Here is a 22,595-nt window from a genome sequence, read left to right as displayed (position 1 = left end):
TACAACAGCGCTGTTACATTACGGCATGGCTGACGAACCGTCCGACCCCGCACTGCTCGGCACCCGGCTGCGCCACCTGCTGGAGCTGCTCGACGGCGACGTCGCCGCCGTCTATGCCGACCTCGGACTGACCGGCTTCCGACCCCGCTACACCCCGGTGCTGATCGCGCTGGACCGGCTCGGATCGGCATCGATCCGTACCCTGGCCGAGGCGACCGGGGTGACCCACTCCGCCGCCAGCCAGACCGTCGCCCGGATGGCGGCCGACGGGCTGGTCACCCTCGCTCCCGGCACCGACGCCCGGCGACGCGTCGTCACCCCCACCGACCGGGCCCGGGACCTGCTGCCCGTCCTGCACGCCGAGTACGCGGCCACCGCCACCGCCGCCCGCCGGTTCGAGGCGGAGCTGGCGTACCCGCTGAGCCGGCTCGTCGACGAGGCGCTGGCCGCGCTGCGGCAGCGGTCGATGCGGCAGCGCATCGCCGACGTCGCCCCCGACCTGGTCCCCGCCGGCCCCACCGACGGCGGCCCGGTCACCCCGCCTGACGACCGCAGCCGGCACCGGGGTGACCGGAACTAATCTCCGGGGACAGACGTCCGGACGCGAGAAAACACCCGTTGCGCCGATTCACCGCAGCTCGCCCCGGGTGAGAATGATCAGTGTGGCCCTGACCTGTGACCAGTCCCGGCGGACCGGAAAGGCCGGCGGGTGACCGGCGACTGGCGGTTGTCCGGCTACACCCCGGTACGGCAGCTCGGCGCGGGCACGTCCGGCCGGGTGCTGCTCGCCACCCACGACGCCACCGGCACCCCGGTCGCCATCCGCTACCTCCCGCCGTCCCTCGGCGACGATCCCGCCTTCCGGATGGCCTTCCGGGAGCAGGCGCGACTGCTGGTCGAGGTGGACGCCCCGTACGTCTGCCGCCTCTTCGAGTACGCCGAGACGCACTCGGCCGCCGCGATCGTGACCGAACTGGTCGACGGGGTGACGCTGCGCCACCTGCTGCGCGCGCACGGGCCCATCGGGCCGGAGGCCGCGCTCTGCATCCTCAAGGGTTCCCTCGCCGGGCTCGCCGCCGCGCACGCCCGGGGCGTGGTGCACCGCGACCACCGGCCGGAGAACGTCCTCGTCACGGGCGACGGCTGGCCCAAACTCACCGGATTCGGCATCGCCCCGCTGGCCGGCAACCCCGACCACCTGGCCCCCGAGCAGTGGACCGGTGCTCCCGCCGAGCCGGCTGGCGACATCTACGCCGCCACCGCGACGTTCTTCGAGTGCCTCACCGGCCGGCCCCCCTACGACGGTCGGGACCTGGCCACCCTGCGCGCGCAGCACAGCGCCGCCCCGATCCCGGGCACCCCGACCCCCGCCCCCGTGCACGACCTGCTCCACCACGGGCTGGCCTGGTGCCCCGCCGACCGCACCCAGCCCGCCGAGATCTTCCTCGCCGAGCTGGAACACACCGCCGCCCGCTCGTACGGCGGGGACTGGGAGGAGCGGGGCCGACGTCAGTTGGCCCAGCGGGTCGCGCTGCTCGCCGCGTTCCTCCCCTTCCCCGACGGCGCGCCCGCGCACCCCGACCCGGCTGCCGTCGACCCGGCCGCCGAGCCCCGCCCCGGCTACCGGCGCGGCGGCACCCGCAACGCCCTGGTCGGGGTCGGGCTGACCGCAGCCCTGCTGGTCGGTGTCGTCGGGCTGGGTTACGTCGCGCGCCGGCCCGGGTCGTTCACCCTCGCCGACGGGGCCGCCGGGTCGGGCGCCACCGCCGCCGCCACCCGCAGCCCCGCGCCGCTCGCTGCCGCGCCGGCCATCAGCGTGGTGCCGCCGGAGCCGAGCCGCAGCCCCACCCCGGCGGCGACCACCACCGGCCCGCCGCCCACCACCGCCCCCGCCCGGTCGGTCGCCGCGACCACCACCCGGGTACGCACCCCGGGCCCCACGCCACCGGCCACGGCCGTCAGCCCGCTGCTGCCCCCCGACGTGTTCCCACCGGCGGTGTCGTCCCTGGACGCCAGCCCGGTCACTGTGGAGCCGAAGGGCTGCGCCGACGCGGTCACCTCGACCACGGTCACCGCCACGGTCGTCGACGACCGGGCCGCCGGCGACCTGCTCCGGGTGTCGTTCCGCTACACCCTCGACGGGACGACCCGCACCGTCGCCATGGTCCGGACCGGTCCGGACGCCTACCAGGGCACCCTCGGCGACCTGCCGACGCCCGCCTCGGTCACCAGGGTCGCGGTCCAGGTGATCGCGGTCGACGACGCCGGCAACGCCTCGGCGCCCGCCGGCCCGGTGGTGGTGTCCCTGCTGCCCGCCTGCACGTCGGACTGACCGGCCGATCCCCACCGGAGTTTCCGGCGGCCGGGTCGGGGTAGCTTCGGGGGTCGACCGAGCTGACGGTGGAGGACCACGGATGACAGAGAACTTCGGCGACGCGGCGGGTGAGGCCCTCCGCGCGGTGCTGCTCTTCCTGCCCAAGGCGGTCGCCTTCGTGGCGATCCTGGTGGCCGGCTGGCTGATCGCGAAGGCCGTCCGTAAGATCGTCGACAAGGTGCTGGACCGGGTGCACTTCGACCGGGCCGTCGAGCGCGGCGGCATCAAGACCGCGTTGGCCCGCTCCCGCTACGACGCCAGCGACATCGTCGCCAAGCTCGCCTACTACGGCGTGCTGCTGGTGACCCTCCAACTCGCCTTCGGCATCTGGGGGCCCAACCCGATCTCCGACCTCATCGCCGGGGTGATCGCCTGGCTGCCCCGGGCGTTCGTCGCGATCGTCATCGTGGTGGTCGCCGCCGCGATCGCCAACGCGGTCAAGGACATCATCAGCAGCGCGCTCGGTGGCCTGTCCTACGGCCGGGTGCTGGCCAACATCGCCTCCGTGTTCATCCTCGGGCTGGGGGTGATCGCCGCGCTCAACCAGATCGGTGTCGCCACCGCGGTCACCACGCCGGTGCTGATCGCCGTCCTCGCCACCGTCGGCGGCATCCTCGTCGTCGGGGTCGGCGGCGGTCTGATCCGTCCGATGCAGGCCCGCTGGGAGTCCTGGCTGACCCGTGCCGAGCAGGAGTCCCGCACCATCGCCACCCACGCGCGCGCCTACCGGGCGGGGCGGCGGGACGTCGAGGCCCGGCTGAGCCCGTACGCGGAGGCCGAGCGCACCCCGTCGGTGCCCACCGTCGTCGCGCCCACCCCGCCGACGCCGCGGGACGACGACGCCGAGCGTACCCAGGTGGTGACCCGCCCCGACGACGTCGAGGCGACCCAGGTCGTGCCGCGACCCGACGAGGCGGAGCAGACCCAGGTCGTGTCCCGTCCTGCCGACGGGGAACCGACCCCGCCCGGAACCCCGGGCGCGCACGCGACCGACGCGCCCGGCGTTCCGGTGCCGCGCCAGGCCGGCCCGGTCGACGGGTCCACCACCGACAGTGAGGCCACCATGGTCATCCCCCCGCTCGACCCGGGCATGCCCCGCCGTTGACCGGGCGCAGGCGGCGGGGCGGGACCGGACGGTCCCGCCCCGCCGCCGTTGTACCTCCGCCGGGGCCGCGCTCCGGACCGGGTCGGGCTAGCATCGGCGCATGACCTGGCGATGTTGATCCGGCCCTGAAGGCCGAAACCGCGGGCCGCCGCGGACGCCGTACCTCCCGCGTCCGTTCCGTCCCGTGGAAAGGCCCTGATGACCCTCACCTGCTCGCGGGTGCCCGACACCCGTGTCCGCCGGCTGTCGACCACGCTCTACTGCTACCTGTTCCTCAGCGACCTCGTGCTGCTCTACCCGGTGTACGTCCTGCTGTTCGGCGACATCGGCCTCACCGTCGGTCAGATCTCCGGGCTCTTCGTGCTCTGGTCGGTGACCGCGATCGTGCTGGAGGTCCCGTCCGGGGCCTGGGCCGATACCGTCTCCCGCCGCCTGCTGCTCTGCCTCGCCCCGCTGCTCACCGGGGCCTGCTTCGCGCTGTGGGTGCTGGCGCCGTCGTGGTGGGCGTTCGCGCTCGGCTTCGTCCTCTGGGGGGCGGCCGGCGCGCTCGGCTCCGGCGCCCTGGAGGCGTTGGTCTACACCGAACTCGACCGGCTCGGCGCTGCCGGCCGGTACGCCCGCACGATGGGTCGCGCCCGGACCGCCGGGGTGCTCGGCGTGCTCGCCTCGCTCGGTCTGGCCGGCCCGGTCCTCGCCGTCGGTGGATACCCGGCGGTCGGCGCGGCGAGCGTGCTGTCCGGTGTGCTCGCCGCCGCCGTGGCCACCCGGTTCCCGGAGCACCGTCCCGCCGCGCCCGCCCCGCTGTCACCCACCGCTCCGACCGCGCCGCCGGACAGCGTGCCCGACGGGGTGGGGACCGGGCCGGGCTGGTGGGCGAGCCTGCGCACCGGCCTCACCGAGGCGCGCGCCGACCGGCGGGTACGGGCGGCCGTGCTGCTCGTCCCGGCGGTGACGGCGGTCTGGGGCACCCTCGACGAGTACACCCCGCTGCTGGCCCGCGACACCGGCGTCCCGGCGTCCACGGTGCCGCTGCTGCTCCTGCCGGTCTGGCTCGGGATGACCGTCGGCGGCCTGCTCGCCCCGACGGCGGAGCGACTGTCCACCCGGGGGTACGCGGCGTTGCTCGTCCTGGCCGTGGTCGCGCTGGTCGGCGGGGCCGCGGTCCGACATCCCGGTGGTTTCGTGCTGCTCGGCGTGGCGTTCTGCGCCCTGCAACTGGCCACCGTGCTCGCCGACGCCCGGTTGCAGGCCCGGATCACCGGCCCGGGGCGGGCCACCGTCACCTCGGTCGCCGGGATGGGCACCGACCTGGCGATGATCGTCGCCTACGGCGGTTACGCGGTGGTCGCCGCGTCGGCCGGGCACCCGGCGGCGTTCATGGTGGCGGCCGTGCCCTACCTGCTGGTCGCCGCCGCGTTGCTGGTGTCGGGGCGGTCCGGTGCGGTGCCGCAGGCCCGCCCGCCGGCACGGGTGGTTTCGTGAGCCGGCACCGCGGCGGCGGGCGGGCGGCGTCGGACGCGGTGCCGAAGGGCCGACGCCCGCCGCCGGGGCCCCGGGCCCGGGGCGGGGCGGGGCTGCTGGGATCAGCGCGGTAGCGCGTCGAGGTAGACCCAGCTGCCGTCCTCCCGGACGAACCGGCTGTGCTCGTCCACGATGCCCGGCTGTCCGGCGTCCCGGTAGTGGGCGCGGATCGCCACCGTGCCGGTGCTGTCGAGCAGGCCGCCGCGGGTGCGGTCGACGATCTCCAACCGGGTCCACCGCTGGGCGGGGTCGAGTCGCAGCCGGCTCGGCCGGGTACGGGAGTGCCAACTGCGCAACAGGTAGCCGGGGTCGCCGACGGCGAAGGCGCTGAACCTGGACCGCATCAACGCCTCCGCCGTCGGGGCCGCACCGTCGCCCCGGTGCAGGGGCCCGCAGCAGTCGTCGTACGGCAGGCCGGTGCCACAGGGGCAGGACCGCCGGGATGCGTGTTTGGCCACGACGTCCATCCTGCCGCATGCCCCACGAACCGGGCCGACCCCCGTGGTGGGGGTCGGCCCGGTTCGTGTGTGGGTCAGGAGGTGTAGCCGCGGGTGGCGATCCAGTCGGCGAGGTTGTCGACGCTGATCCGGTAGGCGGCGGTGTCGGGGTTGGCGGAGTCGGCGATGGTGACGGTCTTTCCGTTGTCGCGGTAGCCGACGACGCTGATGTAGTGGCCGCCGTCGAAGGCGTGGGTGTTGCCGTCGGTGTCGACGGCGGTGCCGGCGATGTTGGCGACTACGGCGCGGCCGTCGTCGATGGTGCGGACGATGTCGGCACGCAACTCGTCGGTCTGCTTGTCGTCGGCCTTGGTGCTGCGGATCTCGGTGCTTTCGTAGGCCTTGCGGCCGGTTTCCTTGTTCAGGACGGGGGTGATGTCGTTGATGCTGTTGGTGCCGTCCTCGGTGGTGCCCATGACCTTGGCCATGGCGTCGACGTCGATCGCCTTGCCCTGGACGCTCAGGGCGTTGCGGGTGGCGGCGGGGCCGCAGTAGTAGAAGTTGGGCTGGGCGGCGTAGTCGACCTTCAGTTCACGCTCGCCGTGGGGCTTGCGGTCGGTCTGCACCGACGCGGTGGGGGTGGCGGCGTGGGCGGTGTGGGCGGCGGTGAGAGGGCCGGCGATGGCGCCGGTGGTGAAGGCGAGGCCGGCGGCGGTGAGGGCGGTCTTGCGGATCAGATCGGTACGCATGGTGGCGTGCTCCTCTGGTCGGGGGTGTGGCGGACGCCCATAGGGGTGGGCGTCGCCGGGAGGGGGGAAGTCTGTGTGGGGATCGGCCCGGCGGTCGGGGGGACCTGCTCGGGTGTCCGAGGGGGTGTAACCAGCCCGGTGGCGACCGCATTCCGTGGTCGGTGTTCCGGGGCCGTCTCCCGGGGGAGTGGCGGTGGTATGCCAGGTATAACGCGGGGGCCCCGGCGTCGATTCCGTCGTGGGGGTGGCCCCGACCACGGGACACCGGGCCCGGAACCGGACGCGCCGGTGGTCACCACGCCACCGCCCGGCGGCGGAATCGGACACCGGCGGCGGGCACCCGTCCCCAGGATCACCGCCCCAACCGGGGCCGGCTGGAGGCCCGCCTGGACGAGTGGCCGGTGGACCGCGCCGCCGTCCGCCCACGGGACGACACCGCCGCCCCGCCCCGACCGACCCCGTGCGGGGTCGAAACAGACATTCGGCGCGATGGGGCGGAGTCGCCCCGGCCGCAGGGTCAGAGCCGGGCCGGCGGGGTCAGAGCCAGCCGGAGCGGCGGAACATCCGGTGCAGGGTGAACGCCACCGTCGCCATCAGCGCCAGCGCGGCCGGGTAGCCGTACCGCCAGGACAGTTCGGGCATCCGGGCGAAGTTCATCCCGTAGACGCCGGCCACCGCGGTCTGGGTGGCGGCGATCGCCGCCCACGCCGCGATCTTGCGCATGTCGTTGTTCTGGTCCACCGCGAGCTGGGTCAGCCGGGACTGGAGGATCGAGTTGAGCAGCTCGTCGTACGAGGTGATCCGGTCGACGGCCCGGGTCAACCGGCCCTCCACGTCGACGTACCAGCGGCGCAGCCCCGGTGGCGGGCCGCCGTCCGGGCCGGTGACCAGCGCACGCAACGGCTCCTGGAGCGGCAGCACGGCCCGCTTGAACTCCACCAACTCCCGTTTGAGCTGGTAGATCTGCTGGATGTCGGCGTTGCGGTCCGGGGCGAAGACGCTCTCCTCGACCCGTTCCAGGTCCTGCTCGAGGTGGGCGGCGACCTCCAGGTAGAGGTCGACCATCCGGGCGGTCACCGCGTACGCCACCGCCCACGGGCCCTCGGCGAGCAGTGACGGGCGGCCCTGGAGCTCGCGGCGGACCGGCGCGAGGGCGCCCGAGGCGCCGTGCCGGACGGTGACCGCGAACCGGTCGCCGAGCAGCACCATCACGTCACCGGTGTCCACCACCTCGGAGGTCGCGGTCAGCTCGCCCTCGGCGACGTAGGCGGCGGTGCGCAGCACCAGCAGGGTGACCGGGCCGTGCCGCTGCACGGTGGGCCGGTGCCCGTCCGCGAGGGCCTGTGCGACGGTCAGCTCGTCGAGGCCGAAGACCTGCCCGACGGCGGCGAGCACCGCCGCGCCCGGGTCGTGCAGACCCAACCAGACGAACGCGTTGCGGCTGCGCCGGGCCCGGGCGTACGCGTCGGCGTAGTGCAGCCGGCCGGTCTCCCGGCGGCCGTTGACATAGACCGCGCAGTCGACGACGGCATCCGGGTTGACCCGTCGGGTGGTGCCGGTGGCGGTCTCCCCGGCCTGTCGGCGCAGCCGGCCGACCAGGGTGTGGAGCCGGGGCCCGAGCAGGGTCGTCAGCGCTCGCCGCTCCACCGCGTACCTCCGCCTCGCCGCCCGTCCGCCGGCCCACCGTAGTAGGCCGGCGCGACAGTGGTGCGGTCGGGCGGCGGTCAGCCGACGGCGGTGGCCCGCACGACGATGTTGTCGGAGTAGTCGCGGGACCGTTCGTCGAACCGTCCCCCGCAGGTGACCAGGCGCAACGCCGGCCCGGGTCCGCCCGGTCCATAGACCAGCGCGGTGGGGAAGCTCCGCTTCGGGTACGTGCCGACCCCGTCGACCGCGAAGGTCACCGCCCGCCCGTCGGCGCGGGTGACCCGGACGGTGTCGCCGGGGCGCAGCCGCCCGAGGTCGAAGAAGACCGCCGGCCCGTCCCGGGTGTCGACGTGTCCGACGACGACGGCGTTGCCCGCCTCGCCGGGGCTGGCCCCGGGCCGGTACCAGCCGGCGACGGCGGGAGCGTCCAGTGGGGGCACCTCCAGGGTGCCGTTCGGGTCGCCGGCCACCGGCACCAGTTCCGCGTGTACGCCGATGGCCGCGATGTCGATGCGGACCGGCGTCGAGCGGGGCAGGGCCGGGATCGGGGAGCGGCTGCTGTTGCCGCCGCTGACGTCGATGCTCGGCTGGGGTGGCCCGACCGGTCCGATGGTCAGCCCGGCGGCGATCAGGGCGATCCCGGCGGTGCCGCTGACCGTGACCGCCGTGACGGCGGTACGGGTCCGGACCGCCCACTCGGGTACGCGCATCGCCCGTCCTCCCCGACGTCCGATGTGGTCGGGTGCCCGTACCGGTTCGCGCCGGTGCGGGCACCCGTCCCAGGGTTGGTGTGGCTCGTCGTCAGGCGACCCGGTGTCGGTCCGGCCGGGGTCGCCGCCACCCGTCAGGCGACGGTGGTCGCCGCCCGGCGTCGGCGGCGCAGCAGCACGGTGGTGCCGAGCGCGGCGGCCCCGGCGAGTGCGCCACCGGCGGCCAGCAGGCCGGTGTTGCCGGTGCCGCCGCCACCACCGGCGGGCGCCGCGCCGATCGGTGTGACGGCGAAGGTGGCGCTGCCGGCGGCACTGCCGTCACCGCAGGTGGCGGCGACGGTGTAGCTGCCCAGGGTGAAGCCGGCGGTGAAGAGTTCGGCGCTCAGCCCACCGCCTGCGGCGGCGGTGGTGGAGCGGACGTTCTGGTCCCGGTCCGGGCCGGTGACGTGGAAGAGCACGTCACCCGACTTCGGGTTGCAGGTCGTCGCGGTGAGCACGACCGTTCCGCCGACCGGGGTGCTGGCCGGTGACACCGTGGTGTCCGCGAGCGCTGCCGTGGGGAGCAGGAGCGTGCCGAGTCCCACGCCGAGCGCCGTCGATACGAGAACCTTCTGTGCCTTCATATGCGTCTTCCCTCACTTTTCGTCCGCTGTCTGCGTGGGACGTCGTTCGGGCGGCCAACTCCGTAACTCACCGGTGTGGCCAACACTAGGAGGGTTGACCCCCCGTACCGGGGCAAATGAGAAATCTTCGTTGCCGTCACGTGTTTTCCCCCGCGCCACAGAGCGGCGGAAATGCCGGGACAGTGCGGACACCCCGCCCCGACTACAGCCCAGCCTCCTAGGATGCGATAGCGGAGGTGACCCGCCGCGCACGCCACAAACCACTCCCACCACGGAAAAGCTGCCGCCTCCCGCAGGAGCAGGAGACGGCAGCGACCCCGGCGGGAGGTCAGCGGCGGCGGGCCTGGAGGGTGTAGGTCTGGGGGAGCCGCCACGGGCGTTCGGTCAGTCGCCACTCACCGTGCGCGTCGCGGACCTGCCGCCCCGGCAGCGCGTCCCATGGGGCGCTGTCGTGCTCGTGCAGCATGGTCAGCTCCAGTCCGGCGTCGAGCAGGGCGGTGACCACCTCGCCGAGCCCGTGGTTCCACTCGTGCGTGGTGTTGTGCGTGAAGGTCGCCTCGGTGCTCACGTAGGTGCCACCCTCGGTCCAGACCACCGGCTCGGTGCGCTCGAAGTACGGCTGGTCGACCACCAGCAGACCGTCCGGGCGGGTCTCGTCGAGGGCCCACAGCATCGGGTGCCCCTCGCGCAGGAACAGTCGCCCGCCGGGACGCAGCAGGGCGGCGACCACGCCGGCCCAGCGGCGGATGTCCGGCAGCCAGCACAGCGCGCCGATGCCGGTGTAGACCAGGTCGAAACCGCCGCCGAGGACGTCGGGCGCATCGTAGACATCGGCCTGGACGAAGTCGACGGCCGCGCCGGTGCGGTCGGCCAGCGACCGGGCCTGGGTCAGCGAGGCGCCGGAGAAGTCCAGCCCGGTCATCCGCGCGCCGAGCCGGTGCAGCGACACGGTGTCGGTGCCGATATGGCACTGCAGGTGCACGCCGCGCAACCCGGCCACGTCACCGAGGCGGGGCAGGTCGAACCGGACCACCTCGCTGAGGTGGGCGGGGTCGGCGGCGAAACGCTCCACGGCGTAGTCCGGCGAGGCGGCGTGGGCGGCGGCCCGGTCGTCCCAGCTGGCCCGGTTGAGGGTGCGGTAGTCGGTGCCGGGCCGACCGGGGCCCGGATCGTCGTTGTCAGTCACCGGCTGACAGTGGCAGATGCCGGTGGCCCGCTCAACGGCAATTCGGCGGCCGGCCGCCCCGCCCTGGTGGACGACGGCGGGTGTCCGAGCTGCCTGGTAGGTTGCCGGACCGTGACGGGGGAGGGCCTGGACGCCCGGTTCGGCCGGCTCTGGGCGGCGAGCACGCTGTCGGCGCTGGGCAGTGGCATGGCCACGGTGGCGGCCCCGCTGTACGCGGCCGCCCGCAGCGACGACCCGCTGGTGGTCGCCGCTGCCGCCGGGGCCGCCTGGCTGCCCTGGCTGCTCTTCGCCCTGCCCGGCGGGGTGCTGGCCGACCGGCTGGACCGGCGGCGGTTGATGGTGGTCATCGACTGGGTCCGGGTGGCCGCCCTGGTGTCGCTGGGCGTGGCGATGCTGACCGGGCGGGCCGGCATACCGCTGCTGTACGCGGTGCTGTTCGTGGTGAACACCGGCGAGATCGTGTTCCGGTCGGCCAGTCAGGCGATGCTCCCCACGCTGGTGCCGACGTCCCGGCTGGAACGGGCCAACGGCTGGCTCGGCGGCGGCACCACGCTGGCCCAGGGGATGGTGGCGGGCCCGCTCGGCGGTTTCCTGTTCGTGCTCGCCGAGAGCCTCCCGTTCCTGGTCAACGCCGGCACGTACGCGCTCAGCGCGGTGCTCGTCGCGCTGATCGCCGGGTCGTACCGGGGCGGTGGGGAAGCGCTCCCGTCGGCGGCCCGGTCGGTGCGCGCGGAGATCGGGGCGGGCTTCCGGTTCCTGCTCGGCCAGCGGTTGCTGCGCGCGATGGCCGTGCTGATCGGCCTGCTCAACCTCACTTTGACGGCCGCGATGGCGGTGCTGGTGCTGCTCGCGACGCAGCGGCTCGGCCTGGACTCGGTCGGCTACGGCCTGCTGTTCACCAGCATGTCGGTCGGTGGGCTGCTCGGCGCGGTGGTCGGTGACCGGCTCATCGCCCGGGTCACCCCGACCTGGACGGTGCGGGTCGGGCTGCTGGTCGAGGCGGGGCTGCACCTGGCGCTGGCCGCCTCGACCAGCGCCTGGCTGGTCGGGTTCGCGCTGTTCGCGTTCGGCGTGCACGGCGCCCTGTGGGGGATCGTGTTCCACTCGCTGCGGCAGCGGCTGACCCCGTCCGAGCTGCGTGGTCGGGTCGGTGCGACGACGCTGTTCATCGCGGCCGGCGGCAACTGTGTGGGCGCGCTGCTCGGCGGGGTGGTGGCCGGCACGTTCGGGTTGACCGCGCCCTACTGGGCGGGGTTCGTGGTGGCCGTTGCCGTGTCCGCGGCGACCTGGCGGGTGTTCGACCGGTCCGCCGTCGCCGCCGCCTACGCGGGCACGGCACCCCGGCAGCCCGTCGCGTCAGGCGGGGACGGGTAGCACCGTCCGTTCGGCGGCCGAGCGGTGCGCCAGCGCGATCAGCTCCACCGTGCGTACCGCGTCGCGGGGGTCCACCGGCAGCGGCCCCCCGCCGCGCAGCGCCGCCTCGACCTGGGCGTAGAAGTCCTGGTAGCGGCCCGGTTCGGTGGGCACCGGCCGGAGGTCGTCCCCCGCGCCGAGCAGGCCGTACCGGTCGGGGGTGACCTCGCCCCAGCCCGGGGTGTCGGGTCGGCCGCCGAGGCGCAGCGCGTCCTCCTGCCCGTCGAGCCCGTGGCAGGTGTATCCGGCCCGGTCACCGAGGACCCGCAGTCGGGGGCCGAGCTGGGCGGTCACCGCGCTCATCCAGAGGTGGGAGCGGACCCCGCCGACGTGGGTGAGCGCCACGAACGCGTCGTCGTCGACCTGGGCTCCCGGTCGCCGTCGGTCCACCTCGGCATAGACGGTGCCGACCGGCCCGAACAGCTGTACGGCCTGGTCGACGAGGTGGGCACCGAGGTCGTAGAGGACGCCACCGGCGTCGGCCGGGCTGCCGCCCTCCCGCCAGCCGGCCCTGATCTGCGGTCGCCAGCGTGCGAAGCGGGACTCGAAGCGGGCCACCCGACCCAGCGTGCCGTCCTCGACCAGCCGTCGTACGGTGCGGAAGTCGCCGTCCCACCGGCGGTTCTGGAACACCGTCAGGGGGACGCCCCGGTGGTGCGCCTCGTCGACCAGCGCACGGGCGTCGTCGGCGGTGGCGGCGAGCGGCTTGTCCACCACCACCGGCAGCCCGGCGGCGACTGCCGCGCGGGCGTGGGACACGTGGGAGGCGTTCGGGGTGGCCACCACGACCAGGTCGAGGGCGTCCGGGGTGGCCCACAGCGCCGCGACGTCGTCGACGACCCGGGCGTCGGGGTGCTCGGCGGCCAGTTGCTCCCGGCGCTGCGGGTCGGCGGTGACGACGCGGGTCAGCCGCAAGCCGGGGGTGGCGGCGATCAGTGGGGCGTGGAACACCCGGCCGGCGACGCCGTAGCCGAGCAGCCCGACCCGCAGTGGCTGCCGCGTGCTGTCCGTCATGCTGGTTCCCCGATCGTCGGCGCTGGTCGTCCGGTCGCACCGAACCTACGCGTCGCCCGGGGGAGCGCCGGTGGCCGGCCCGGTTCAGGCCCCCGTCGGGTCGGTCACCCAGCCGGCGATCAGCACCAGGCCGGTGGGGCGGTGCACGGCGAGGAAACCGAACGGGCGGTCGACGTCGAGGCGGATGCGTCGTCGACGGACGGTGGCGCGGGGTGGTGCGGAGCCGGCCCGCACGCCGATGGCGGTGACGGCGGCGGCGCGGAATCCGGTGGCGGTGAACTCGGCCCGTGCGCTCTGCCGGGCGTCGGACACCGACAACTGCGGGCTGATGTCGGGGAAGTGGTCGCCGTCGCGTCCGGCGGTGACCAGGCCGAACAGGTCGGCGTGGTCGAGCAGGTCGTGGTCGCCGGTGACGGTGAATCCGACGGTACGCACCAGCAGCTCCGGCCGGTCGTCGTACCCCTCGACGGTGTCCTCGGTGACGCCCGGTCCGGCCGGTGTGGGCAGGATCGCGGGGTGGTCGAGCGCGCCGAGTGCGGCCGGGAGCACCCGGGCGGCCGGCTGCCCGGCCGGGCCGAGGGCGAGCAGCACGTCGACGTCGGCGTCCCCGGTGACGGTGAGCAGGCTGATCGGGCCGGCGGGGGTGTCGGCCACCCGGAGCGCGGCCGGGTCGCCGCCGGGCCGGTGCAGTCCGGCCAGTGGGCGGCCCTGCCATGGCCCGGTCGTCGGCTGGCAGGGGGCGGGCCGGAACGGGGTGGCCCAGTCGACCAGCACGGTCAGCGCGTTCGCCAGCACCAGGGCGGTGCCCGGCCCGACCTGGACCGGCATCCGGTCGACCAGGCCGTCGGTGTGCTTCCGCGCCCACCGGTCGAGCCGTGGCTGGTCGACTGTCGGATCGCCGGTCAGCTCACCCCGGGTCGCGCTGTCCAGCTCGGTGCGCCACCGCCGGCCCAGGGGCAGGCCGGCGCGGGACCAGAAGCCGGTTGCCAGTCGGGTGGTGGGGGAGTCGACGGGGGTGCCCGGGGTGGGGGCGACGGCGTGCAGCTCGTCGCGGGCCGGGCCGGTCGCGAACCGGGCGAGCAGGGCGAGCAGGGGGTACACCCCGGCGCCGGACAGGACGGTCTGCCGGTCGTCCAGTCGGGACGCCCAGCGGGCGGTGAGGTCGTTGGCGGACGGGCTCATGGGGCGGCACGCTACCCGCAGCACCCGGCCCGGCGGCGCGGTGCACGTCCGGGGGCCGGCCGGCGGCACGGGCTGGGGGAGGCGGGTGGCGCGGTGGGTGGGGTCCGTGCCGCCGGTCGGCGGTGGTGTGACAGCGTGGCCGGGTGGGTGCGCGGGTACCGGCCGAGGTCGACCTGGCCGTCGTCGGTGGCGGCGGGGCCGGTTCGTTGGTGCTCGCCGCGCTGGCCCGGCACGGGCCGCCGGGGCTGCGGATCGCCGTGGTGGACCCGGTGCGCAAGCGCGGTCAGGACCGCACCTGGGCGTTCTGGGGCACCCCCGGTGGTGATCTGGAGCCGATGCTCAGCGCCAGCTGGTCGCGGGTGGAGGTGACCACCCCGGCCGTCGCCCGGGTGCTGGACCTGACCCCGTTGCGGTACGCGATGCTGCGTTCCGCGCCGCTGTACGCGCGGGCCGCCGAGGCGGAGCTGCGGCTCGGTGCGACCCGGTACGACGTGGCGGTGGGGGCGCTCGACGACGACGGCGCGACGGTGACGGTGCGCGACACCGACGGGCGGGCGGTGCTGCGGGCCGGCTGGGTGCTCGACTCGCGTCCCCGTCCACCGCGCCGGCCCGGCCGGACGGCGTGGTTGCAGCACTTCCGGGGCTGGTGGTTGGGGTCGTCGACGCCGGTGTTCGACCCGGGGCGGGCGGTGCTGATGGACTTCCGCACCCCGCAGCCGGCCCGGGGTGTGTCGTTCGGCTACGTGCTGCCGGTCAGTGACCGGTACGCGTTGGTCGAGTACACCGAGTTCTCCCCGGCGCTGCTCTCCGACGCGGGGTACGACGCGGGGCTGCGGGGTTACGCCGGGCTGTTGGGTCTGGACCTGGCGGCGTTGACGGTGCGGGAGGTCGAGGACGGGGTGATCCCGATGACGGACGCGCCGTTCGACCGCCGCCCGTCGCCCCGGGTGGTGCGGCTGGGCACCGCCGGTGGGGCGACCCGCCCGTCGACCGGGTTCACCTTCTCGGCGATGCACCGGCAGGCCGGGCAGGTCGCGGCTGCGGTGGCGGCGGGTCGGCCGCCGGTGCCCCGGCCGGCGTACCCGGGGCGGCACCGGTGGATGGACGCGGTGGCGTTGCGGGCGTGGAATTCCGGCGCGGTCGGTGGTCCGGAGTTCTTCGACCGGCTGTTCGACCGGAACCCGGCGTCGCGGGTGCTGCGTTTCCTCGACGGGGCGACGAGCCCGGCGGAGGATCTGGCGCTGATGCGGTCGAGTCCGCTGCTGCCGATGACCTCGGCGGTGGCCGGTGACGCCGCCGGTCGGCTCCGGGCCCGGTTGACCCGGCGCTGAGCAGGGGGCCGCGCCGGTCAGCCGGTGGCGCGGACCATGTCGCGGATCAGCGTCCGCAGGCCCTCCATCGGGTCGCCGTCGTTCGCGCCGAGCCGGTTGCGGGTCGCCGCCACCGTCAGACCCAGCTCCGGGTACGCGTAGGCGAGGCTGCCGCCGCTGCCGGCGGTGCCGAACGACCCGTCGTCGTCGACGGCGTAGCCGAGGCCGAACGCCGTCTCCTGCCCGAACACCCACTCGACGCCCCGGACGGCCACCGCGCTGACCTGGCGCAGCCGGTCGGCGGAGATCAGGCGTACCCCGTCGACGTCGCCGATGAGCGCGGCGTACAGCCGGGCGGCGGCGCGGGCGGTGAGGGTGCCCACGGCGGGCACGTCGGCGCGCAGCACGTCGGGTCGGCTGCCGATGGCGGCGTCGGGGCGTACGGCCGGTGGGGCGACGGCGTCGAAGTGCGGCAGGTGTGCGGAGGCGAACGCCATCAGGTCGGCGAGGCCGTGGTCCTCCAGCGTCGCCAGCCGGGGCAGGTCCGCCTCGGGCACGCCGAAGAACAGTTCCCCGGGTACGCCCAGCGGGGCGGCCACGTCCTCGGCCAGCACGGTGGAGATCCGGCGGCCGGTGACCCGGCGGACCACCTCGCCGACCAGCCAGCCGTACGTCCACGCGTGGTAGGCGATCCGTTCGCCGGGCGCCCAGCGGGGCACCGCGTCGGCGATCAGGGCGCACATCGCGTCCCAGTCGGTGAAGTCGGCCGGGGTGGTGTCGGCGGGCAGGTCCGGCACCCCGGCGGTGTGGGTGAGCACGTGTCGTAGCGTGACGGTGTGCTTGCCGTGTCGGCCGAACTCCGGCCAGACATCGGCGATGCGCAGGTCGTAGTCGAGCCGGCCCGCTTCGGCGAGGACGTGCACCACGGTGCTGGTCAGGCCCTTGCCGGTGGAGACGCTGAAGATCGGGGTGCCGGCGGTCAACGGCCGTCCGGTGGTGGTGTCGGCGGCGCCGGCGGTCTCGTCGACGATCAGTCGGCCGTGCCGGTAGGCCGCCACCTGCACGCCCGCCTCCCGGCCCGAGTCGACCAGGTCGCCGATGGTCCTGCGTACCCGGGCCCGTAGGCCGTCCGTGCCGTCGGTCATGGTCGCCGACTCTGCCAGAACCGGTGCCGGCTCCGCCGCCGGTTTTCGGCGCGGGCCCGTGGTGCCGGGGCACCGGTGCCGGCCGGTCGCTGCCGGCTCGCTGGCCCGGCCTGGCGCCGGCCGGTGCCGGGCCGTGAGCATCGGCGTGGTGGCGGGTGCCGTGTGTCCGGTGTGCATCGGTACCGGTAGGTTCGGCGCATGGTGGACGAGGCGGCCGGCAGGGTCGTGGAGATCTGGACCGACGGCGCGTGCAGCGGCAACCCCGGGCCGGGCGGCTGGGGTGTGTTGCTGCGCTACGGCGGGCACGAGCGGGAGCTGTGCGGTGGCGAGGCCACCCCGACCACCAACAACCGGATGGAGCTGACCGCCGCGATCGAGGCGTTGGAGACGCTGACCCGGCCGGCCGTCGTGCGGCTGCACACCGACAGCACGTACGTCCGTAACGGCATCACCAGTTGGTTGGCGTCGTGGAAGCGCAACGGCTGGCGGACCGCCGCGAAGCAGCCGGTGAAGAACGCCGACCTGTGGCAGCGGCTGGAGGCGGCCTGCACCCGGCACGAGGTGAGCTGGCATTGGGTGAAGGGGCACAACGGCCACCCGGAGAACGAGCGCGCCGACGCACTGGCCAACCGGGGCATGACCGAGGCACGCTCGGCGGTGGGTACTCCCCGCTGAGCGCGGCCCGGCGTCACCGCCCGGTCGGGGCAGCGTCGCCGCCGCCGGCAGGCCCGGGTACCCGCTCGTCGTCGCCCACCGGCGCCGGCCGGGAACCCTGCCGTCGCCCTACCGGCACGGGTGCCCGGGGACGCCCTCGGCGGGGCGGCGGGGATGGGCCCGGACTACTCGGTGGGCGGGTGGGCGGCTTCCTCCTCGGCGGGGTCGCCCGCGCCGGAGACCGCGTCCACGTCGTAGCCGGCGCGGCTGGTCTCCCGGGCCGACAGGTGCTCCTCGGCCGGCAGGTCGGCGAAGTCGTCGCCGGTGTCCCCGCCGCCGCCCAGCGACTCGCCCGGCGGGCGCAGCGACGCCTCGTACGCCGGTACGCCGTCCGGCTCGTCGGTGTCGGCCCGGTCGGTGCGTCGTTCCTCCGTCATGCCGTCCTACCTGCCCGCCACGCCGCCCGGCAAACCCCGCCGTGCCTGGGCGCGGGCTGTGGCGCACCCGGGGTCACCACCTGCCGGGGCGTCAGCGGCGGGGAAGGCGCCCACGGCCGGCGGCGCCGGGGCGGCGGGTCGGGGTGAGGGTCAGTCCGGTCCAGTGCCCGGGGTGGCGCAGCCGGGCGGGCAGGGCGGTGTGCCGGTCGCCCCGGGCCGCTTCGAGCTGGGACTGGTGCAGGAACAGGGTGCTGGACAGGTTCGCCCCGCGCAGGTCCGCCCCGCGCAGGTCCACGCCGGTGACATCGGCCCGGCGCAGGTCCGCGCCGCGCAGGTCCGCGCCGACCAGGCACGCGCCGCGCAGGTTCGCCCCGACCAGGTTCGTGCCGCGCAGGTTCGCCCCGAGCAGCATCGCGCCCCGCCGGTCGGCCCCGCCGGTGCCGGCGCGGGCGGCCTCGCTGGCGGCCGAGAGCAACGGGTTCACCCGGCTCCGGTGGGCGTCCACGTCGACCAGGGTCAGCTCCTCGGGGGTGCCGGCGGTCAGGGCGTCGGTGGCGTCCCGGGCGGCGCGCAGCTGGTCGCGCAGCGGGCCGTCGGGGGTGAGCGTCAGCGCTTCGGTGAGATACCAGAGCAGTTCGTGCAGGGGCCGCGCGACGGCGAACGCGGCGAACATGCCGGCGGCGGTGGCCGGGTCGTCGCGCCAGTCCCGCCCCGGGTAGGTGACCTGGCTGACCCGTTGGCCGGCACCGAAACAGTCGAACACGACGCAGCCGGGATAGCCGCGTTCCCGCAGCTCGTCGTGGATGCCGCACCGGGAGTCGGCGCGCAGCTGGGGGCAGGGCCGGCCGGCGGGCTTGTCCCGGGCGAAATCGGCGGAGGCGGCGAAGGCCGGGGCGACGCAGCACAGCCCGACGCAACGGGCGCAGTCGGCCCGCAGCCCGGTGGTTTCCGACATGCTGCCCGTTCTCCCTGCCTCGACGGTCGTGCCGGCCGGGGGGACGCCGGAAATCCGCCCGGCCCGGCCCCGACCATTGTCCGCCGCGCGGCACCCCGCCGACGACGGGGTGGGATATCGTCCGGTCACCGCCTCGGAATCCGGGAGATGCGATGGCCACCGACCATGTCGACGTGCTCATCGTCGGTGCGGGGTTGTCCGGTGTCGGTGCCGCCTGTCACCTGCGGCGCGAGTGCCCCGACAAGACGTACGCGGTGTTCGAGGCGCGCGACGCGATCGGCGGCACCTGGGACCTGTTCCGCTACCCGGGCATCCGTTCCGACTCGGACATGTTCACCCTCGGCTACTCGTTCCAGCCGTGGACCGACCCGAAGGCCATCGCCGACGGCGACGCCATCCGCCGTTACGTGCGCGAGACCGCCCGGCGGTACGGCGTCGACGAGCACATCCGGTTCCACCACCGGGTGCTGCGCGCCGGGTGGGACAGCACCACCGCCCGGTGGACGGTCCACGCCCGACGGGACGACACCGCCGAAGAGGTGGTCCTGACCTGCAACTTCCTCTTCACCTGCACCGGTTACTACCGGTATGACGCCGGCTACACGCCGGACTTCCCCGGTGTCGGGCGGTATGCGGGCCGGTTGGTGCACCCGCAGCACTGGCCCGGGGACCTCGACCACGCCGGCCGTCGGGTGGTGGTGATCGGCAGCGGCGCCACGGCGGTGACCCTGGTGCCGGCGTTGGCGCGGCGGGCCGGGCACGTCACCATGCTTCAGCGTTCCCCCACGTACGTGCTCGCGTTGCCGGCCCGGGACCGGCTGGCCGACCTGCTGCGCCGCCGGCTGCCGGCCCGGCTGGCGTACCCGGTGGTGCGTGGCAAGAACGTGCTGCTCGGCACCGTCAACTACCAGCTCAGCCGGCGCGCGCCGAAGGTGGTGCGGTCGTTCCTGCTGCGGGCGGCCAAGGGACGGCTGCCGGCCGGCTACGACGTGGACCGGCACTTCTCGCCCCGCTACGACCCCTGGGACCAGCGGCTCTGTGTGGCGCCCGACGGGGATCTGTTCGCCGCCCTGGCGGCCGGCCGCGCCTCGGTGGTCACCGACACCGTCGACACGTTCACCCCCGGTGGCATCCGGCTCGGCTCCGGCGTCGAACTGCCCGCCGACATCGTGGTGACCGCCACCGGCCTGCAACTGCTCGCCCTCGGGGGGATGACGCTCACCGTGGACGGTGCCGACGTCGACCTCGGCGCGACGGTGGCGTACAAGGGCATGATGTTGTCCGGGGTGCCGAACTTCGCGCTGACCATCGGCTACACCAACGCCTCCTGGACGTTGAAGGCCGACCTGGTCGCCGGCTACGTGTGCCGGTTGCTGCGTCATCTGGACGCCACCGGTCAGCAGGTCGTCACCCCCGTCGCGCCCACCGACGGTGCGTTGTCGCCGATCATCGACCTGCGTTCCGGGTATGTGCTGCGCAGCGTGGACGGGCTACCCAAGCAGGGTTCCCGGGCACCGTGGCGGCTCCACCAGAACTACGTCCGCGACGTCCTGCTGATGAAACACGGCCGGCTCGACGACGAGGGGGTGCGGTTTTCCCGGGCGACCGCCGACACCCCGGTCGGCTGAGCCGGCCCGTCGTCCACCACACTGCAATGCGTCCCCTGTACCGCAGCAAGGAGGCCACGTGCGTAGCTTCGTTTTCCCGGCCGGGACCGCCGTGGTCACCGGTGCCGCCAGCGGAATCGGCGAGGCGCTCGCCCACGGGCTGGCCCGGCGCGGCAGCGATCTGGTCCTGCTCGACCGGGACGCCGACCGGCTCGACGCGGTCGCCGCCGCGATCCGTGCCGTCCACCCCGGCCGCCGAGTCGACACCCACCTGGTCGACCTGGCCGACCTGTGCACCACCGCCCGGGTGGCCGAGGAGATCCAGGCCCGGCATCCCCGGATCCGGTTGCTGGTCAACAACGCCGGGGTGGCCCTCGGTGGCCGGTTCGACCAGGTCACCATGGACGAGTTCCACTGGGTCGTGGACATCAACTTCCGGGCGCCGGTGCAGCTCACCCATGCCCTGCTGCCGGCGTTGAAGGCCGAGCCCGGCGCGCACGTGGTCAACGTCTGCAGCCTGTTCGGTCTGATCGCCCCGGCCGGGCAGACCGCCTACTCGGCCAGCAAGTTCGCTTTGCGGGGCTTCACCGAGGCGTTGCGGCACGAGTTGGTCGAGGACGGGATCGGGGTGACGTCGGTGCATCCCGGCGGTATCGCCACCCGGATCGCCCGCAACACCCGGGTCGGCAGCGGGGTGGCCCGCGAGGAGTTCGAGACCACGCTGCGGCAGTTCGAGAAGCTGTTGTCCATCGCGCCCGAACGGGCCGCCGAGGTGATCCTGCGCGGGGTCGAACGCCGTCGCGGCCGGGTGCTGATCGGCTGGTCGGCGAAGCTGCCCGACCTGCTGGGTCGGGTCGTGCCCGGCTCGTACGGCCGGTTGCTCGCCGCCGGTGTCCGCCTCGTCGGTGGTCCGAGCGGACGGTCCGCCCTGTCTCCCCGGTCGGCGGCCCCGGTCCCGACCGACCTGCCCGCCGGCGAGGTCGCGTGAGGGACCCCGGCCCCGGCACGGCACCGTCGGTCAGGGCGGGTTGCTGCCCCGCTTCTCCTCCTGTGCCAGCACCGCCTCCCGGTGCTGCGGGTCGTCCCGGGCGGCCAACTCCGCGGCCAGCCGGGGGTCGGCGACCAGCTTCGCCCGGTTGCGGTGCAGAAACGCCGCGAACCCCCCGGTGTACGGGCAGGCGAGATCGCCGAGTTCCCGGTCCGGCTGGTAGCGGCAGCCGGTGCAGTAGTCGCTGATCTCGTCGATGTACCGCCCGTCCACGGCGTACGGGCGGGTGTCCACCCGGGCCAGGTCGGCGTACTGGCTCATCCCGATCACGGTGGTGTTCATCACCCACTCGACGCCGTCGACGAAGCTGCGCTGGAACCAGTCGACCAGTTCCGTCGGACGCCAGCCGCGCTGCAACGCGTGGTTGCCGAGCACCAGCAGCCGTTGGGCGTGGTGCGCCCAGGCCCGGTCGCGCACCCCGGCGAGCACGTCGGCGAGGCAGCGGGCCTCCACCGCGTCGGCGTCGAGGTCCAGGAACCACTGCGGCAGTGGTTCGGTCGCGGCCAGCCAACCGGTGCCCCGGTAGGGCGGCTCGACATACCAGTAGAGCTGCCAGAGGAACTCGCGCCAGCCGAGGATGCCCCGGATGAACGCCTCCACCGAGTCCTGTGGGGCGTCGCCGGCCCGCCAGGCCGCCTCCGCCCGGGACACGGCCACCGCCGGGTCGAGCAACCCGAGGTTGAACGAGGCGGAGAGCATCCCGTGGGCCAGCACCGGGTCCTCGGCGCTGATCACGTCGCCGTAGCGGCCGAACTCGGGCAGCCGGTGCCGCAGGAAGTGGTCCAGCCGCTCCTCGGCCTCGGCGTGGCTGGCCGGATGCGTGCGGGGGGCGTCCCGGCCGACGAACCGCACGCCGTCGCGTTCCCACCGGTCCAGGTCGGCCCGGACCTCGGCGTCGATGTCGTCCTCGACGATCGGCGGTGGGGCCGGTACGTCCAGGGTGCGCCCGGTGGGGGCGGCACCTGCGCGGCCGGTCGGTCCCGGGCCGGTGAGCACCCCGTGCCGGCGCTTGGCGTACCGGTAGAAGTCGACCATCCGCAGCGGCCCCCGTCGGGGCCGGTCCGCCCAGTCGGCGAAGTCGGCCCGGTCGGTGATGAAGCCGCGGGGCGGCAACACGGTCAGCCCCGGGACGGACCTGACGAAGTCGCGGGTGGCCCGGGTGCTCGGGTGGCAGACCTCGACCGGACCGTCGATCGACGCCAGGGCCTCCCGGAACGTCCCGGCACGCAGCAGCAGCGCCCGGTCGCCCAGTTCGGCGGCGCGGTGTCGCAGGGCGCTGAGGACGAGGTGCGCCTTCTGCCGGTGCAGCCGCCGACGCCGGAACAGCTCGCTGACCTCGACCAGCAGCACCGGTTGGTGGTCGTCGTCCAGGAAGTGCGGCCCGAGTTGATCGGCGAGCAACCACCGGCGGGGAGACATGCGTCGATTGTGCCCAGTCATCCGATCACCCCGCGTGGCGGGGTCGATCGGTGGGGTGA

20 protein-coding genes and 1 pseudogene are annotated in these 22,595 nt (G+C 74.7%); 9 read left to right on the top strand and 12 right to left on the bottom strand.

Annotation, left to right across the window (positions count from 1 at the left end):
- Positions 1-25 precede the first annotated feature (25 nt).
- The 4 genes and pseudogenes from ACQP1S_RS16420 to ACQP1S_RS16405 all read left to right on the top strand — a co-directional run bounded on the left by ACQP1S_RS16420 (position 26) and on the right by ACQP1S_RS16405 (position 4,961).
- Entirely contained in the window at positions 26-580 is a 555-nt protein-coding gene (locus tag ACQP1S_RS16420; RefSeq protein ID WP_432895996.1) for a MarR family winged helix-turn-helix transcriptional regulator, read from the top strand.
- Positions 581-709: 129 nt separating this feature from the next.
- Positions 710-2,332, top strand: coding sequence for a serine/threonine-protein kinase (locus tag ACQP1S_RS16415; protein ID WP_432895993.1), 1,623 nt, complete (start codon positions 710-712; stop codon positions 2,330-2,332).
- Positions 2,333-2,414: 82 nt separating this feature from the next.
- Positions 2,415-3,161, top strand: a pseudogene (locus ACQP1S_RS16410) (mechanosensitive ion channel family protein); the annotation flags it as partial.
- A 516-nt stretch (positions 3,162-3,677) separates the two neighbouring features.
- A complete protein-coding gene (locus ACQP1S_RS16405) occupies positions 3,678-4,961 on the top strand; it encodes an MFS transporter (RefSeq protein WP_432895990.1) in 1,284 nt (427 codons plus the stop codon).
- A 101-nt stretch (positions 4,962-5,062) separates the two neighbouring features.
- On the opposite strand, the gene ACQP1S_RS16400 is transcribed toward ACQP1S_RS16405, so the two are convergent.
- From ACQP1S_RS16400 to ACQP1S_RS16375, 6 genes are all read right to left on the bottom strand, one after another.
- The gene (locus ACQP1S_RS16400) at positions 5,063-5,458 is read right to left on the bottom strand and encodes a YchJ family protein (protein ID WP_432895987.1); all 396 of its coding nucleotides are present in this window, start codon (positions 5,456-5,458) and stop codon (positions 5,063-5,065) included.
- Positions 5,459-5,532: 74 nt separating this feature from the next.
- Positions 5,533-6,186: a C39 family peptidase gene (locus tag ACQP1S_RS16395; protein ID WP_432895985.1), complete on the bottom strand. Its 654-nt coding sequence runs from the start codon at positions 6,184-6,186 to the stop codon at positions 5,533-5,535.
- A gap of 537 nt (positions 6,187-6,723) precedes the next feature.
- Positions 6,724-7,833 (bottom strand): magnesium and cobalt transport protein CorA, encoded by a 1,110-nt coding sequence (locus tag ACQP1S_RS16390; protein WP_432895982.1) that lies wholly within the window; start codon positions 7,831-7,833, stop codon positions 6,724-6,726.
- Positions 7,834-7,910: 77 nt separating this feature from the next.
- Positions 7,911-8,543 (bottom strand): class F sortase, encoded by a 633-nt coding sequence (locus ACQP1S_RS16385; RefSeq protein WP_091240548.1) that lies wholly within the window; start codon positions 8,541-8,543, stop codon positions 7,911-7,913.
- Positions 8,544-8,677: 134 nt separating this feature from the next.
- The gene (locus ACQP1S_RS16380) at positions 8,678-9,166 is read right to left on the bottom strand and encodes a hypothetical protein (RefSeq protein WP_091240544.1); all 489 of its coding nucleotides are present in this window, start codon (positions 9,164-9,166) and stop codon (positions 8,678-8,680) included.
- A gap of 328 nt (positions 9,167-9,494) precedes the next feature.
- Positions 9,495-10,352: a class I SAM-dependent methyltransferase gene (locus ACQP1S_RS16375; protein WP_432895978.1), complete on the bottom strand. Its 858-nt coding sequence runs from the start codon at positions 10,350-10,352 to the stop codon at positions 9,495-9,497.
- A 111-nt stretch (positions 10,353-10,463) separates the two neighbouring features.
- Here ACQP1S_RS16375 and ACQP1S_RS16370 point away from each other — a divergent pair, with 111 nt between their 5' ends.
- The gene (locus tag ACQP1S_RS16370; RefSeq protein WP_432895975.1) at positions 10,464-11,726 is read left to right on the top strand and encodes an MFS transporter; all 1,263 of its coding nucleotides are present in this window, start codon (positions 10,464-10,466) and stop codon (positions 11,724-11,726) included.
- On the opposite strand, the gene ACQP1S_RS16365 is transcribed toward ACQP1S_RS16370, so the two are convergent.
- Positions 11,709-12,779, bottom strand: a complete 1,071-nt coding sequence (locus tag ACQP1S_RS16365) for a Gfo/Idh/MocA family oxidoreductase (protein WP_432895972.1) — start codon at positions 12,777-12,779, stop codon at positions 11,709-11,711. The two genes, ACQP1S_RS16370 and ACQP1S_RS16365, sit on opposite strands and share 18 nt — an antisense overlap.
- A gap of 84 nt (positions 12,780-12,863) precedes the next feature.
- Entirely contained in the window at positions 12,864-13,961 is a 1,098-nt protein-coding gene (locus ACQP1S_RS16360) for a serpin family protein (RefSeq protein WP_432895970.1), read from the bottom strand.
- A gap of 143 nt (positions 13,962-14,104) precedes the next feature.
- Here ACQP1S_RS16360 and ACQP1S_RS16355 point away from each other — a divergent pair, with 143 nt between their 5' ends.
- Positions 14,105-15,292, top strand: a complete 1,188-nt coding sequence (locus ACQP1S_RS16355; protein ID WP_432895967.1) for a lycopene cyclase family protein — start codon at positions 14,105-14,107, stop codon at positions 15,290-15,292.
- 17 nt (positions 15,293-15,309) lie between these two features.
- Here the strand turns inward: ACQP1S_RS16355 and ACQP1S_RS16350 are convergent, their stop codons facing one another.
- Complete coding sequence (locus ACQP1S_RS16350; RefSeq protein WP_432895964.1) at positions 15,310-16,416, bottom strand: serine hydrolase domain-containing protein; 1,107 nt, start codon at positions 16,414-16,416, stop codon at positions 15,310-15,312.
- 198 nt (positions 16,417-16,614) lie between these two features.
- On the opposite strand from ACQP1S_RS16350, the gene rnhA reads away from it, so the two are divergent.
- A complete protein-coding gene (gene rnhA, locus ACQP1S_RS16345; RefSeq protein WP_357893631.1) occupies positions 16,615-17,091 on the top strand; it encodes a ribonuclease HI in 477 nt (158 codons plus the stop codon).
- Between the two features lie 164 nt (positions 17,092-17,255).
- On the opposite strand, the gene ACQP1S_RS16340 is transcribed toward rnhA, so the two are convergent.
- Positions 17,256-17,507 (bottom strand): hypothetical protein, encoded by a 252-nt coding sequence (locus tag ACQP1S_RS16340; RefSeq protein ID WP_091240525.1) that lies wholly within the window; start codon positions 17,505-17,507, stop codon positions 17,256-17,258.
- A 91-nt stretch (positions 17,508-17,598) separates the two neighbouring features.
- On the bottom strand, positions 17,599-18,462 hold the full coding sequence (locus ACQP1S_RS16335; RefSeq protein WP_432895960.1) for a pentapeptide repeat-containing protein: 864 nt from the start codon (positions 18,460-18,462) through the stop codon (positions 17,599-17,601).
- A gap of 152 nt (positions 18,463-18,614) precedes the next feature.
- On the opposite strand from ACQP1S_RS16335, the gene ACQP1S_RS16330 reads away from it, so the two are divergent.
- Together ACQP1S_RS16330 and ACQP1S_RS16325 are read left to right on the top strand one after the other, a co-directional pair.
- A complete protein-coding gene (locus ACQP1S_RS16330; RefSeq protein ID WP_432895957.1) occupies positions 18,615-20,090 on the top strand; it encodes a flavin-containing monooxygenase in 1,476 nt (491 codons plus the stop codon).
- Between the two features lie 58 nt (positions 20,091-20,148).
- Positions 20,149-21,057 (top strand): SDR family NAD(P)-dependent oxidoreductase, encoded by a 909-nt coding sequence (locus ACQP1S_RS16325; RefSeq protein ID WP_432895954.1) that lies wholly within the window; start codon positions 20,149-20,151, stop codon positions 21,055-21,057.
- 30 nt (positions 21,058-21,087) lie between these two features.
- Here ACQP1S_RS16325 and ACQP1S_RS16320 read toward each other — a convergent pair whose 3' ends face one another.
- Positions 21,088-22,536: a cryptochrome/photolyase family protein gene (locus ACQP1S_RS16320; RefSeq protein WP_432895951.1), complete on the bottom strand. Its 1,449-nt coding sequence runs from the start codon at positions 22,534-22,536 to the stop codon at positions 21,088-21,090.
- Positions 22,537-22,595 lie beyond the last annotated feature (59 nt).

The sequence above is a fragment of the Micromonospora matsumotoense genome (assembly GCF_050951065.1).
Lineage (GTDB): Bacteria > Actinomycetota > Actinomycetes > Mycobacteriales > Micromonosporaceae > Micromonospora > Micromonospora matsumotoensis.
This window is presented reverse-complemented; position numbering and strand designations above follow the sequence as displayed.

Bases quoted from the DNA above. Each gene is read 5' to 3' on its own strand.
- ACQP1S_RS16350 (WP_432895964.1), bottom strand. From the start codon at position 16,416: ATGACCGACGGCACGGACGGCCTACGGGCCCGGGTACGCAGGACCATC.
- ACQP1S_RS16340 (WP_091240525.1), bottom strand. From the start codon at position 17,507: ATGACGGAGGAACGACGCACCGACCGGGCCGACACCGACGAGCCGGAC.
- ACQP1S_RS16365 (WP_432895972.1), bottom strand. From the start codon at position 12,779: ATGACGGACAGCACGCGGCAGCCACTGCGGGTCGGGCTGCTCGGCTAC.
- ACQP1S_RS16395 (WP_432895985.1), bottom strand. From the start codon at position 6,186: ATGCGTACCGATCTGATCCGCAAGACCGCCCTCACCGCCGCCGGCCTC.
- ACQP1S_RS16320 (WP_432895951.1), bottom strand. From the start codon at position 22,536: ATGTCTCCCCGCCGGTGGTTGCTCGCCGATCAACTCGGGCCGCACTTC.
- ACQP1S_RS16330 (WP_432895957.1), top strand. From the start codon at position 18,615: ATGGCCACCGACCATGTCGACGTGCTCATCGTCGGTGCGGGGTTGTCC.
- ACQP1S_RS16380 (WP_091240544.1), bottom strand. From the start codon at position 9,166: ATGAAGGCACAGAAGGTTCTCGTATCGACGGCGCTCGGCGTGGGACTC.
- ACQP1S_RS16335 (WP_432895960.1), bottom strand. From the start codon at position 18,462: ATGTCGGAAACCACCGGGCTGCGGGCCGACTGCGCCCGTTGCGTCGGG.
- rnhA (WP_357893631.1), top strand. From the start codon at position 16,615: ATGGTGGACGAGGCGGCCGGCAGGGTCGTGGAGATCTGGACCGACGGC.
- ACQP1S_RS16420 (WP_432895996.1), top strand. From the start codon at position 26: ATGGCTGACGAACCGTCCGACCCCGCACTGCTCGGCACCCGGCTGCGC.
- ACQP1S_RS16360 (WP_432895970.1), bottom strand. From the start codon at position 13,961: ATGAGCCCGTCCGCCAACGACCTCACCGCCCGCTGGGCGTCCCGACTG.
- ACQP1S_RS16405 (WP_432895990.1), top strand. From the start codon at position 3,678: ATGACCCTCACCTGCTCGCGGGTGCCCGACACCCGTGTCCGCCGGCTG.
- ACQP1S_RS16385 (WP_091240548.1), bottom strand. From the start codon at position 8,543: ATGCGCGTACCCGAGTGGGCGGTCCGGACCCGTACCGCCGTCACGGCG.